A 12,460-nucleotide genomic window follows, 5' to 3' on the forward strand; every position below is an offset into this window, starting at 1 on the left:
AGTGCGGTAGCAGTCGTCGCGCCGCGTGTGCGGCGGGACGGAAGTCGTCTCGCTACACCCGAAGACGGTTCGCGCTGGGCGCGGCCCCGTTCTCGAGTGCCGTCGGCTTCCTGGTCGGCAACCGTTTCGTCGTCATGACCTGGCAGGTCATTCCAACGGGTCGGTCACCCTCACGTTTGCGGTGTCGAGCGGTCCCTGCGCCAGTCGCGTCACCAGTGGTGGGCGCGGAGGCTGCAGGTCGCCGATCTCACGCAGCGCGGTCAGGATGTCGTCGGGGCGTACAGCAGGTGTGGTGTGCCGTACGACCATGCGCAGTATCGCACAGTCCGGTGCGCTCGCGTCGGACGCGCCCACGAGCGGCCGTTCCTCGCCGGGTCCCAGCACGCGGGCAGAGGCGATGGCGCCTCGGACGTCGAAGGTGCGCGGCCCGCTCTTCGTCAGGCGCGTCACCTCCGCCGTCTCGCGCTCGAGGAGCGCCGCGACGGCCCTCTCGAGGACCTCCGGCGGCAGCTCCCCGAACTCGAGGACCCAGTCGCTGGCCTCGAGCCGGTCGGCGAGCGCGCCGGACGCGGCCTCGACGACCTGGAGGATGTCGATGCCCCCGGGCAGTGCCTGGTCGAGGGCCACCCGGACCGACTCGGGGTCGACGCGCTGGGTCACGGAGATCTCGAAGTACTCCGCCTCGCTCGCCGTTCCCGTCGCCGCCGCGTTCGCGTAGCTGATCTTCGGGTGCGGGTGGAAGCCCGCCGAGAAGGCCATCGGCACGTCGGCCCGTCGGAGAGCACGCTCGAGCGCGCGCTGGAAGTCCCGGCTCGAGGTGAAGCGGAGCCGGCCCCGTTTGGTGTAGCGGATCCGGAGCTTCTGGACCGCGGGGTCCGGCGCCGGACCCTCGGGAACGCGCTGACGTGCCTGACGAGCCATGCGGGAAGGCTACCGGCGACGCGGGCGGCCGCTCGCACCCCCGACCGGACGAGCGGGCGACCGGACCGACCGGACCGACCCGACCGGGCCGACCTCAGCGACCCGGAGCGCTGCGGCTCTCGTCGGCCCGGCGCCGGCGCTCTGCGGCCTCGGCCTCGTCGAGGCGGGTCGCCTCGGCCAGGCTCGGCGCCGTGCCACCCATGCTCGCGGGGAGGTATCTCAGGTTGGCGCCGGTGAGTGGTTCGTAGGCCGCCCGGGCCACCGCCAGCAGGTCCGCCATGACGCCCTTGTACTGCCGGGTCACCTCGTCCGGGTCGGCGTCCGGCGCCACGGGGATCGGCTCCCCGACGTGGATGATGATCGGGACGTTGGTGCGGCCCAGGTGCCGCGGGTGTCCCTTGGTCCAGACCCGCTGCGAGCCCCAGAGGACGACCGGCAGGATCGGCACGCCGGCCTCGATGGCCATGCGGGCAGCGCCCGTCTTGAACTCCTTGAGCTCGAACGAGCGCGAGATCGTCGCCTCGGGGAAGACCCCGACGATCTCGCCCGCTCGCAACGCGTCGACGGCGGCGGCGTACGACGCGGCCCCGGCCGTCCGGTCGACCGGGATGTGGTGCATCCCTCGCATGAGGGGGCCGCTGACGGGGTGGGCGAAGACGCCGTCCTTGGCCATGAACCGCACCAGCCGGCCCGACGGCTGGGCCGCGAGACCGGCGTAGGCGAAGTCCATGTAGCCGGTGTGGTTGACCGTCATCACCGCTCCGCCGGCGCGCGGGACGTTCTCGTCGCCGACGATGGTGAACTTCAGCCCCTGCATCGCGAACACCGCGCGGGCGAATCCGATGACGGACGAGTAGACGGGCTCCATGGGGACACTCTGCCCTGCGTCGCTACGCTTCGGCACATCGATGCGGCGGATGGGCCGTGCCGACGGACAGGGGGGCACGTGGTCGCGACCGTCGCAGCGGCCATGCCGCACGCCTTCGCCATGCCGTATGCCGTCACGCGGGCCCTCGTGGACCGGGACACCTTCGTCGGGGCCTGCCTGCTCGGCCTCGTCCCGTTGCTGCTCGCCGGGCTCGTGGTTCTCGTCAAGTGGTGGCGGGCGCGTGACGAGATGTTCGACGACGTGACACCGGGGTTGTTGCCTCCGGACCCGGCGAACGCCCCGCGCCACCGCGTGGTCGGCGGTGAGTGGTCGGGCACGGTCGCGCCCGCCTTCGCCCCGCCGCGGGACGTGCGACCGGGAGTGGTCGGCACGGTCGTCGACGGTGTGGCAGACCCCCACGACGTCAGCGCGACCCTGCTGGACCTGGCCGTGCGCGGCTGGTTCCACATCGTCGAGACGGACGGTCGAGAGGAGCCCCGGGCACGCGACTGGGAGCTGCGGCGAGCGGCCTCCGCTCCGGAGGAGATGCCCACCGCGTTCGAGCAGCTGCTCCTCGACCGGGTCTTCGAGGGTCGCGACCGCGTGCGCCTCTCAGCACTGAAGGGCTCGTTCGCGATGACGATGCGCGAGGCGCAGATCGGGCTCTACCGGGAGGTGGTCGAGCGCGGCTGGTACTCCCGTCACCCGCGGGCCCGCAACGGCCGGACCCGCGCGGTGGGTCTCGCCGTCCTCGTGCCGCTCGTGCTCGTCACCGCCGTCCTCGTCGTCGCCGGCCTGGCCGAGGCGCACGACTGGTCGCTGACGCCGGTTCTCGTCGGGCTGGTGGCCGCCCTGGTGGTCCTCGCCCGCTGGGGCGGGGCACGCACGCCGCGGACCGCGGAGGGCACCGCCCTGCGCATCGAGGCCCTCGGCTTCCGGGAGTACCTCGCCACGGCGGAGGCGGACCGCCTGCGCTTCGAGGAGAAGCGGGCACTGCTGTCGAGCTACCTGCCGTATGCCGTGGCGTTCGGCCTGACGGCCCACTTCGCCGACCTGCTGCGCGAGCTCGCCAAGGACAGCCACTGGTCCGACTACGTCGACGGTCTGGACTGGTACGACTTCGGCGGCTCGGGTCCGGACGGCGGCGACCTCTCACTGGGGGACGCGCTCGGAGACATCACCGACGCGTCCTCCTGGTTCACCGACCCGGGCGACGTCCTCGACGGGGTGGACGGCTTCGTCGACGCGAGCGACGGGCTCTTCTCCTTCCATGGGCTGCCCGGCTGTGGCGACGGCTGCGACGCGCCGGGCTGCGACCTGCCGGGCTGCGACCTGCCGGGGTGCGACTTCTGAGGTCGACGCCGGAGGCGGCGCATGGAGCCGGCGACACGGCATACGCCCGCTTCGACGGGCCGTCGTCCCCCGGAAAGCCGGTCGAGGGCACCCCGCGACGCATGGAAGGATTGGCGCATGACTGACGCACCTGACACCACGACCTCGCGGATCCCCGAGCGGCCATCGCTCGACGGCCTCGAGGAGAAGTGGATGCAGGTATGGGCCGAGCAGGGCACCTACGCCTTCGACCGCGAGAGGGCCCTGACGCTCCCGCGCGAGCAGATCTTCGCCATCGACACCCCTCCCCCGACGGCGAGCGGCAGCCTGCACGTGGGCCACGTCTTCAGCTACACGCACACCGACTGCATGGCCCGCTACAAGCGCATGCAGGGCCTCGAGGTCTTCTACCCCATCGGCTGGGACGACAACGGCCTGCCGACCGAGCGCCGCGTGCAGAACTACTACGGCGTGCGCGGCGATGCGAGCCTGCCCTACGAGGAGGGTTTCACGCCGCCGTTCGAGGAGGGCGTCGACGCCAAGGGCAAGGCGATCAAGGCAGCCGACCAGCGCCCGATCAGCCGCAAGAACTTCATCGAGCTGTGCGACGTGCTCACGGTCAAGGACGAGGTGACCTTCGAGTCGCTCTTCCGCCGTCTGGGCTTCAGCCTCGACTGGAACATCTCCTACCGCACCATCGACGCGCGCTCGCGCGCCGTGGCGCAGCAGGCGTTCCTGCACAACCTCGAGCGCGGCGAGGCCTACCAGAGCGAGGCCCCCGGCCTCTGGGACGTGACGTTCCAGACGGCCGTCGCCCAGGCCGAGCTCGAGGCTCGTGACTACCCCGGCGCCTACCACCGCGTCGCCTTCCACCGCGACGGCGCTGACCCCGTCTACATCGAGACCACGCGTCCCGAGCTCATCCCGTCGGTCGTCGCGCTCATCGCGCACCCCGACGACGAGCGCTACCGGCCCCTCTTCGGCTCGACGGTCCGCTCACCCCTCTTCGACGTCGAGGTGCCGGTGCTCGCGCACCGCGGCGCCGAGATGGACAAGGGCGCCGGCATCGCCATGTGCTGCACCTTCGGAGACCTCACCGACGTGATCTGGTGGCGCGAGCTGCAGCTGCCGATCCGCTCGCTCATCACCCGCAACGGCCGGCTCCAGGCAGAGACGCCAGAGTGGATCGCCGGCGGGCCGGGCGAGGAGCTGTATGCCGGGTCGCTCGCCACCAAGACGACGTTCAGCGCCCGCGAGGCCGTCGTCGCCGCCCTGCGCGAGTCCGGCGACCTCGACGGCGAGCCGCAGAAGACCCAGCGCAAGGCCAACTTCTACGAGAAGGGCGACAAGCCGCTCGAGATCGTGACCTCGCGGCAGTGGTACATCCGCAACGGTGGCCGTGACGCCGACCTGCGGGCCGACCTCGTGGCGCGCGGCGGTGAGGTCGACTTCCACCCGGCGTTCATGCGATCGCGCTACACCAACTGGGTCGACGGGCTCAACGGCGACTGGCTCATCTCGCGCCAGCGCTTCTTCGGCGTGCCCTTCCCGGTCTGGTACCCCGTCGACGCCGACGGCGAGGCCGACCACGACCACCCGATCACTCCCCCGACCTCGGCGCTCCCGGTCGACCCGCAGGTCGACGTGCCGGAGGGCTACACCGAGGACCAGCGGGGCGTCCCCGGCGGGTTCGTCGCCGACCCCGACGTGATGGACACGTGGGCGACGTCGTCGCTCTCGCCGCAGATCGCCGCCGGCTGGCCGGTCGGCGAGGGCGCGGTCCTGCGCAACGACCCCGAGCTGTTCAAGGCCGTCTTCCCGATGGACCTGCGCCCGCAGGCCCACGACATCATCCGCACGTGGCTCTTCGCCACGGTCGTGCGCGCCCACTACGAGCACGGCTCGGTGCCGTGGACCAACGCCGCCATCAGCGGCTGGATCCTCGACCCCGACCGCAAGAAGATGAGCAAGTCCAAGGGCAACGCCGAGACGCCCGAGGACGTCGTCAAGGCCAACGGCGCCGACGCCGTGCGCTACTGGGCGGCCTCCGGCCGCCTCGGCACCGACGCCGCCTACGACACCGGCCAGATGAAGGTCGGGCGACGCCTGGCGATCAAGGTGCTCAACGCGAGCAAGTTCGCCCTCTCCTTCGGCGACGTCGACGGCGACCTGCACGCCGCCGTGACCAACCCACTCGACCTGGCGATGCTCGCCGCCCTCGGTGACGTCGTCGACAAGGCGACCGCCGGCTTCGAGGCGTGGGACTACACCCGCTCGCTCGAGGCCACCGAGAGCTTCTTCTGGACCTTCTGCGACGACTACCTCGAGCTCGTCAAGGACCGCGCCTACGGCGGCCAGGGCCCTGAAGGCGCGGCCAGCGCCCGCGCCGCCCTGCGCCTCGCGCTCGAGACGCTGCTGCGCCTGCTCGCTCCGTTCCTGCCCTACGCCACCGAGGAGGTCTGGTCCTGGTTCGGCGCGGGCTCGGTGCACCGCCAGGCGTGGCCGACGCGCGAGGACCTTCCGTCCGGCGGCGACCCTGCTCTGCTCGCCTCCGTCGGCGCCGCCCTCGCGGGGGTTCGCAAGGTCAAGTCCGAGGCCAAGGTCGGCATGCGCGCCGAGGTGCGCAGCATGACGCTGCTCGCCCCGGCGGCCTCCCTCGCCCACGTGCAGTCGGCCGAGGCGGACCTGCGCGCCACCGGACGCATCAGCGAGCTGGCGTATGCCGAGGGCGAGGCCGTCGAGGTCCGTGACGCCGAGCTCGTCCCCGTCGAGAAGGCGCCCGCCCAGGCCTGATGCGACGTCCGCCCGCCGGTCGTTGCCGCCCGATGTCCCGGGACGGCAACGATCGGCAGGCAATACCGCTGCGGGCAGCCACACTGCACTAGGGTCCTCGCATGTCGAGACGGGGGCTTGGCGCGACCATCGCGGGCGGTGCCGTCGTCATGGCCGCGCTCGTCGTGGCGGCCATGGGGCAACCCGTCCCGCTGCTCTCCCGGCCGGTGGACCCCGAGACGCGCGCCCCCATCCCGACCTTCACGACGCTGGCGACGTCGACGAGCACGCAGGCGCCGACGTCGGCGGGCCAGCCGACGCCGTTCGACCCCTCGCCGCTGCTGGTCGTCCTCCTGCAGGTCGTCCTCGTCTTCGTGGCGGTGGTCATCCTCCTGGCCCTCGTCCAGCTGGTGCGCTCGCTGCTGCGCCGTCGCCCCCAGCTCGAACGCCACGCGGAGCCTGACTTCGCCATCCCCCTCGTGCCGTCCGAGCTGCTCCGCGCCGCCCGGGACCACCTGCGTGGGCTTGAGACCGGGGAGCCGCGCAACGCGATCGTCGCCGCGTGGATCGGCCTCGAGACCTCCGCCGCTGCCACCGGCCTGCCTCGCCTGGCGGCCGAGACCTCGAGGGAGTACACCGAGCGGGTCATCCGCGTGTGGCCCGTCGACTCCGAGCGCCTCGACGACCTCGCCGCCCTCTACCGCGAGGCCCGCTTCTCGGTCCACCCACTCGGCGAGAGCCACCGCGAGCGCGCCGTGGCCGATCTCGGCGTGCTGATCGCGGACCTCGAGCACGTCGCCGCCCGGCAGGCCGAACAACGCGCGGCCGAGGCGGCCGCCCACGCCGGCGGCACCACCGGCGCCCCCGCCGACGGCCAGGCGACCGGCCGGAGAGCCGGCCACGCAGGGAACGAGGGCGCATGACCAGCCGGCCGGACGGCATACGTCCTCGGGAGCCGCTCCCCTCCGGGATCGTGCGCCCCGAGCCGACGCGGCTGGACGCGCTCCGGGCCACGCTGCGGCCGTGGCGCCGGCGCCTCGTCGGCCTGGTGCTGACGTGGGTCGGCCTGTCGGTGCTCACCGCAGCCCTGGGCCTGGCCCCCGACGTGCCCGTGCTCCTGGCGATCCTGCTGGCCGTCGCGCTGCTGCTGTGGCACGTCATCGACCACACGGCGCCGCAGCACCTGACCCTGTGGCCGCTCGTCGACGGCGACTTCAGCGGCCACAGCCGCGGCAACGACTTCCGCGTCACCAACCTCGCCGGCCGCCTCGAGGCCGCCGACACCCGCCGGGAGGGACGCGAGAGCATCGTGCACGACCTCCACCTGCAGCTGCAGGTGCTCGTCCGCGAACGGCTCTTCACCAAGTACGGCATCGTCGCCGAGGAGGAGCCCAGGTGGGCCCAGTCGGTGACGCCGCCGGAGCTCTGGGACCTGCTCGTCGGGCTCCCGCCACCGGACCTCTACCGCCCCCAGGTCCTCGACCCCATCCTCCGACGAATCGAGCAGTGGTAGCCCATGACCGAGATGAGCCTTCGCCAGGTGAGCGAGCTGAGCAGCGCCGTCCTCGACGAGGTCGACCGCGCCGTCGTGGGCAAGCGCGAGTCGCTGCGGCTCGTGCTGTCCGGGATCCTCGCGGGCGGCCACGTCCTCATGGAGGACTTCCCCGGCCTCGGCAAGACGCTGGCCGCGCGCAGCTTCGCGCAGACGCTCGGCCTGGACTTCAAGCGCGCCCAGTTCACCCCCGACCTGCTGCCCGGTGACATCACCGGCTCGTTCATCTACGACCAGCGGGTCGGCGAGTTCGCGTTCCGGGCCGGCCCCCTCTTCACCGGGCTGCTGCTCGCCGACGAGATCAACCGCACGCCGCCCAAGACGCAGGCCGCCCTGCTCGAGGCCATGCAGGAGAAGCAGGTGACCGTCGAGGGGCGCACGTTCCCGCTGCCGCAGCCCTTCCACGTGCTCGCCACCGCCAACCCGGTCGAGTACGAAGGCACCTACCCGCTGCCCGAGGCCCAGCTCGACCGCTTCCTCATGCGCGTCTCGTTCGGCTACCCCACCCTCGACGAGGAGTGGGAGATCCTGTCCAACCGGATGGCGCGCCGACGGGAGGAGCAGGAGCTGCAGCGCATCGTCGACGGCGGACAGCTGTTGGCGATGCAGGCCGCCGTCGAGGCGACCGCCGTGGACGAGTCGGTCGGTCGCTACTGCGTGGCCCTCGCCGCCGCCAGCCGCACCCACGGTGACGTGCTGATGGGCGCCTCGCCGCGTGGTGCCCTGGGCCTGCTGCTCTGCTCGCGGGCGTATGCCGTGGTCGACGGCCGCGACTACGTCACCCCCGAGGACGTCAAGGCCGTCGCCGTGCCCGTCCTCGCCCACCGGATCACGGTCAAGCCCGAGCTGTGGATGAGCAACGCGTCAGGGCGCAGCGTCGTCGAGAGCCTGCTGCGAACGGTCGCGGCCCCGTCCGCCCGCGAGCACCTGGCCCAGGGCGCCACCCAGCGCCCGGCGGCGGGCTGACCGCTCGTGCCCGCCTGGCGTCCGCGACAGGTCGCCACCCGTCGTCTCGGCGGGTGGGAGCCCACGGCTGCCCACCAGCGCGCGGTCATCCTGGCTGCGGCCGGCGCCATCGCGGCCGTCCTCGGGCGACGCGCGGACCTGCTCGTCATCGTCACGCCGCTCGTCGTCGCCGCGGTGTGGGGGCACCTGGCCCGGCCCGGCACGGAGGTCACCGGCACCGCCCGGCTCGGCGACACGACGCTCCGGGAGGGCACCGCCACGGGACTCCGCGTCACCACCGAGCCGGCGCTGGCGGACGTGCACGGGGTCGTCACCGTGGCCCAGGCGCCCTGGGTCGAGCGCAAGCCCTCGAGCGGGATCGTGGAGCTCGAGGACGGCGTCGCCGCGCTGGGGCTGCGGTCCACGCGGTGGGGTCGCCGGCGCGTCGGCACGGTGAGCATCGCCCTGGCCAGCACGTGGGGCGCCTTCCGCACCGGGCCGGTCGACCTGCCTGACCTCGAGTCCGCCACGCTGCCCCTGCCGGCTGCCTTCGACGCGAGCGCGCCGACGCCGCACCCCAGAGGCATCGTCGGCCTCAACCGCTCCAACCGGCCGGGATCCGGCTCGGAGTTCAACACCGTCCGGCCCTTCCATCCCGGCGACCGCCTCCGCCGGATCCACTGGCCGATCTCCATGCGCACGGGTGCACTGCACGTCACCTCCACCTTCACCGACGAGGACGCGCACGTCTTCCTGCTCGTCGACTGCTTCAGCGACCTCGGCCCGCGCGAGGGCATCGACGGCCGCCCCACGAGCCTCGACGTCACCGTGCGGGCGGCCGGCGCCATCAGCGAGCACTTCCTGCGCAGCAACGACCGGCTCACGCTGCGCACCGTCGGCGCCGCCGAGGTGCCCGTCCTCGGCGTCGGCTCCGGCACGAACCACCTGAGGCGGGTGCTCGACACCCTCGCGGCCATCTCCCCCGCCACGGAGCGCCGCGACACCGGCGAGCAGGCCGTGCGCGGCATCGACCCCATGGCGCTGTGCCTCGTCCTCTCCCCGCTCATCGACCCGACGATGGTGGGCCTTGCCCACCGGCTCGCCGCGCGGGGCATGACCGTCGTCGTGGTGGACACCTTCCCCGAGCACCTCGTCACCGACCCGGGCAACGTCTACCAGTCGCTCGCCTGGCGGATGCGGCTGCTCTCGCGCGACGCGGAGGTGCACAGCCTGCGCCAGCGCGGCGTCCCGGTGGTGCCCTGGCGGGGACCGGGCTCCCTCGACCTCGTGCTGCGTGACATCGCGCGACGGGCATCTGCGCCGCGGATGGCGAGGCGGTGACCATGGGCGCAGCCGAATCGCTGCCCCACGCGACGCCGGCCGTCGTACCGCCCGTCCGGCGCACGTTGCACTTCGGCGCAGGTCCCGAGTGGTCGATCAGCCAGCTCGGCGCGACGGCGGCCGCGATGGGCGGCGTGCTCGTCTACCTCGCCAGCCTCCACCTCGCCGCCGGCGGCTTCGACAGCCTCTGGTGGGCCCTCGTCCTGCTGCCCCTGCTGACCATGGCCTGGGCCGGCTCGGCCGCACCCCTGGTCTACTGGGCGCTGCTGCTCTACGGGTGGTTCACGCTGAGCCCGGCCGGCAGCTTCTCCTGGTGGTCCCTGCCGGCAGCGGCCGGGTGCATCGTCGCGCACGCGGCGACCGCGCTGTCGGCGTCGTCGCCGCCCGCCGGCTCGTTCACTGCACGGACGGCGGGCAGGTGGGCACGCCACACGGCCGTGGCCCTGCTGGCCGCCGTGCCGGTCGCGGTCCTCGCCGGCGTGCTCTCCGGGTTCTCGCTGGGGATCGCCCCGGCGGCATACGTGCTCGGCCTCGGGGGCGTCGCCGTGGGCCTGTGGCTGGTCCGCACGAGCCCACCTGCCCAGCACGAGTGACTGAGGAGTGACTGAACGGGTGACCCGGGTCAGCTGAGGGAACGGTGCCAGACCGCGGCCCAGGGCAGGTCCCAGCCGGCCACGCCGAGCCGCCGCTCGACGAAGGCGGGCTCCGGGAGGTCGACCACGGCACCAGCCGACGGTTCGTACACGTCGAACGAGCGCTCACCCGTCGGTGGCAGCACGAGCACGACGTGCCGCGGCGCCCAGGCGTTGCCGACGTAGAGCAGCGCGGGACGGCCGGCGCGCACCCGCTCGCGGAGGGCGGCATACGCACGCTCGAGACCCTGCCTGCCGCGGTGGCGGAACCAGGTGACGTGGTAGTCGACCCCCGGCTCGGCGGCGCCGTGCTCGAGCTCACCCTGGGCACCCCACGGCGGCGTGCCGAGGGCACGCGGCCAGGGAAGCTGCAGGTGCCGCCCGGCGCCCACGAGGGCGTTGGTCCGGGACATGACCACCTGTTCGTACGCGGCGAAGCGCTCGGCCGCGGTGCGGCGGTCGCGCGCCTCGCCGTCGCTCGCCTGCCTGGGTATGCCGTCACGGACCCACTGCGCGAAGGCCGGGTCCGCGAGCATGCGGGCGACCGTGAGGGACGCGGAGCCACAGGTGGTCGCAGTCTGCTGCACGGGTCCCTGCTGGCCCGCCACGAGCCGGAAGGGAGCCGCCACGGTCAGGACCGCCTCACGCCTGTGACCACGCGGTCACCGCGACGAGGGCGCGCACGCTCAGGCGGACTCCTTGCGCGGGCGGCGAGCGCGCGGCTCGGCCTCACGGCGCACGATCGTCGGGTTGACGTTGTCGAGGACGACCTCACGCGTCACGACCACCCGAGCGATCTCGTCGTCGCTCGGCACGTCGAACATCACCGGGAGGAGGACCTCCTCCATGATCGCGCGCAGGCCGCGGGCGCCGGTGCCGCGCAGCAGGGCCTGGTCGGCGACGGCCGTGACGGCGTCGTCGGTGAACTCGAGGTCGACCCCGTCGATCTCGAACATCTTCTGGTACTGCTTGACGAGCGCGTTGCGCGGCACGGTGAGGATGTTGACGAGGGCCTGCTGGTCGAGCGGGGCCAGCGTCGTCAGCACCGGCAGGCGGCCGATGAACTCGGGGATGAGGCCGAACTTCAGCAGGTCCTCCGGCATGACGTCGGAGAAGCTGTCGACGAGGTCCTTGGGGTTGTGCAGCGGCTGGCCGAAGCCCAGGCCCTTGCGGCCGGAGCGCGACTCGATGATCTTCTCGAGGCCGGCGAAGGCGCCACCGACGATGAAGAGCACGTTGGTCGTGTCGATCTGGATGAACTCCTGGTGCGGGTGCTTGCGGCCGCCCTGCGGAGGCACCGAGGCCGTCGTGCCCTCGAGGATCTTGAGCAGCGCCTGCTGCACGCCCTCACCGGACACGTCGCGCGTGATGGACGGGTTCTCGCTCTTGCGGGCGATCTTGTCGACCTCGTCGATGTAGATGATGCCCGTCTCGGCCTTCTTGACGTCGTAGTCGGCGGCCTGGATGAGCTTGAGCAGGATGTTCTCGACGTCCTCGCCGACGTAGCCGGCCTCGGTCAGGGCCGTGGCGTCCGCGATGGCGAACGGGACGTTGAGCATCTTGGCGAGGGTCTGCGCCAGGTACGTCTTGCCGGAGCCGGTGGGGCCGATGAGCAGGATGTTGGACTTGGCGATGTCGACGTGGTCGTCGTCGCGCTTGACGCCCTCACCGGCCTGGATGCGCTTGTAGTGGTTGTAGACGGCGACCGCCAGGGACTTCTTCGCGACGTCCTGCCCGATGACGTAGTTCTCGAGGAACTCGAAGATCTCGCGCGGCTTGGGCAGGTGGTCGAGGCCCAGCTCGCTGCTCTCGGCGAGCTCCTCCTCGATGATCTCGTTGCAGAGGTCGATGCACTCGTCGCAGATGTAGACGCCCGGGCCGGCGATGAGCTTCTTGACCTGCTTCTGGCTCTTCCCGCAGAAAGAGCACTTGAGGAGGTCTCCGCCTTCTCCGATGCGTGCCACCGATTTGCTCCTGGTTCGTCGGCGCCGAACGCTGGGGTGCACCCGGCCGGCCCCGACTGGGGCCGACTCCTATTAGACGACGGCCAGGGGCAGCCCCGCTCGCGCAACGCCGTTTGTCCGCTGATGGCGGACA

At 72.4% G+C, this 12,460-nt stretch carries 11 protein-coding genes; 7 read left to right on the top strand and 4 right to left on the bottom strand.

What is annotated here, in order from left to right:
• Positions 1–147: 147 nt before the first annotated feature.
• Together ABD194_RS06290 and ABD194_RS06295 are read right to left on the bottom strand one after the other, a co-directional pair.
• On the bottom strand, positions 148–921 hold the full coding sequence (locus ABD194_RS06290; protein ID WP_343989145.1) for a TIGR03936 family radical SAM-associated protein: 774 nt from the start codon (positions 919–921) through the stop codon (positions 148–150).
• Between the two features lie 94 nt (positions 922–1,015).
• Entirely contained in the window at positions 1,016–1,789 is a 774-nt protein-coding gene (locus tag ABD194_RS06295; RefSeq protein ID WP_343989147.1) for a lysophospholipid acyltransferase family protein, read from the bottom strand.
• Positions 1,790–1,867: 78 nt separating this feature from the next.
• Between ABD194_RS06295 and ABD194_RS06300 the strand changes: the two genes are divergently transcribed.
• The 7 genes from ABD194_RS06300 (at position 1,868) to ABD194_RS06330 (ending at position 10,324) form a co-directional block, all read left to right on the top strand.
• Positions 1,868–3,142, top strand: a complete 1,275-nt coding sequence (locus ABD194_RS06300) for a DUF2207 family protein (RefSeq protein ID WP_343989149.1) — start codon at positions 1,868–1,870, stop codon at positions 3,140–3,142.
• Between the two features lie 117 nt (positions 3,143–3,259).
• Positions 3,260–5,914 carry a valine--tRNA ligase gene (gene valS / locus ABD194_RS06305; RefSeq protein WP_343989151.1) on the top strand — a complete coding sequence of 885 codons (2,655 nt, stop codon included), beginning with the start codon at positions 3,260–3,262 and terminating at the stop codon, positions 5,912–5,914.
• A 101-nt stretch (positions 5,915–6,015) separates the two neighbouring features.
• Positions 6,016–6,816: a DUF4129 domain-containing protein gene (locus ABD194_RS06310; RefSeq protein ID WP_343989153.1), complete on the top strand. Its 801-nt coding sequence runs from the start codon at positions 6,016–6,018 to the stop codon at positions 6,814–6,816.
• The gene (locus ABD194_RS06315; protein WP_343989155.1) at positions 6,813–7,406 is read left to right on the top strand and encodes a hypothetical protein; all 594 of its coding nucleotides are present in this window, start codon (positions 6,813–6,815) and stop codon (positions 7,404–7,406) included. Before ABD194_RS06310 ends, ABD194_RS06315 begins: the two co-directional genes overlap by 4 nt.
• 3 nt (positions 7,407–7,409) lie before the next feature.
• Positions 7,410–8,411, top strand: a complete 1,002-nt coding sequence (locus ABD194_RS06320) for an AAA family ATPase (RefSeq protein ID WP_343989157.1) — start codon at positions 7,410–7,412, stop codon at positions 8,409–8,411.
• A gap of 6 nt (positions 8,412–8,417) precedes the next feature.
• On the top strand, positions 8,418–9,731 hold the full coding sequence (locus ABD194_RS06325; RefSeq protein WP_343989159.1) for a DUF58 domain-containing protein: 1,314 nt from the start codon (positions 8,418–8,420) through the stop codon (positions 9,729–9,731).
• A gap of 2 nt (positions 9,732–9,733) precedes the next feature.
• The gene (locus tag ABD194_RS06330) at positions 9,734–10,324 is read left to right on the top strand and encodes a hypothetical protein (RefSeq protein WP_343989161.1); all 591 of its coding nucleotides are present in this window, start codon (positions 9,734–9,736) and stop codon (positions 10,322–10,324) included.
• A 29-nt stretch (positions 10,325–10,353) separates the two neighbouring features.
• Here the strand turns inward: ABD194_RS06330 and ABD194_RS06335 are convergent, their stop codons facing one another.
• The gene (locus tag ABD194_RS06335) at positions 10,354–10,950 is read right to left on the bottom strand and encodes a hypothetical protein (protein WP_343989163.1); all 597 of its coding nucleotides are present in this window, start codon (positions 10,948–10,950) and stop codon (positions 10,354–10,356) included.
• Positions 10,951–11,049: 99 nt separating this feature from the next.
• Positions 11,050–12,327 carry an ATP-dependent Clp protease ATP-binding subunit ClpX gene (clpX, locus tag ABD194_RS06340; protein WP_343989165.1) on the bottom strand — a complete coding sequence of 426 codons (1,278 nt, stop codon included), beginning with the start codon at positions 12,325–12,327 and terminating at the stop codon, positions 11,050–11,052.
• Between the last annotated feature and the right edge of the window lie 133 nt (positions 12,328–12,460).

Source organism: Terrabacter terrae, from assembly GCF_039529575.1.
In the GTDB taxonomy this organism is placed as follows: domain Bacteria; phylum Actinomycetota; class Actinomycetes; order Actinomycetales; family Dermatophilaceae; genus Terrabacter; species Terrabacter terrae.

Excerpts from the sequence above, each read along its gene's own strand:
- ABD194_RS06295 (WP_343989147.1), bottom strand. The coding sequence starts at position 1,789 with ATGGAGCCCGTCTACTCGTCCGTCATCGGATTCGCCCGCGCGGTGTTC.
- ABD194_RS06290 (WP_343989145.1), bottom strand. The coding sequence starts at position 921 with ATGGCTCGTCAGGCACGTCAGCGCGTTCCCGAGGGTCCGGCGCCGGAC.
- ABD194_RS06320 (WP_343989157.1), top strand. The coding sequence starts at position 7,410 with ATGACCGAGATGAGCCTTCGCCAGGTGAGCGAGCTGAGCAGCGCCGTC.
- ABD194_RS06315 (WP_343989155.1), top strand. The coding sequence starts at position 6,813 with ATGACCAGCCGGCCGGACGGCATACGTCCTCGGGAGCCGCTCCCCTCC.
- ABD194_RS06310 (WP_343989153.1), top strand. The coding sequence starts at position 6,016 with ATGTCGAGACGGGGGCTTGGCGCGACCATCGCGGGCGGTGCCGTCGTC.
- valS (WP_343989151.1), top strand. The coding sequence starts at position 3,260 with ATGACTGACGCACCTGACACCACGACCTCGCGGATCCCCGAGCGGCCA.
- ABD194_RS06330 (WP_343989161.1), top strand. The coding sequence starts at position 9,734 with ATGGGCGCAGCCGAATCGCTGCCCCACGCGACGCCGGCCGTCGTACCG.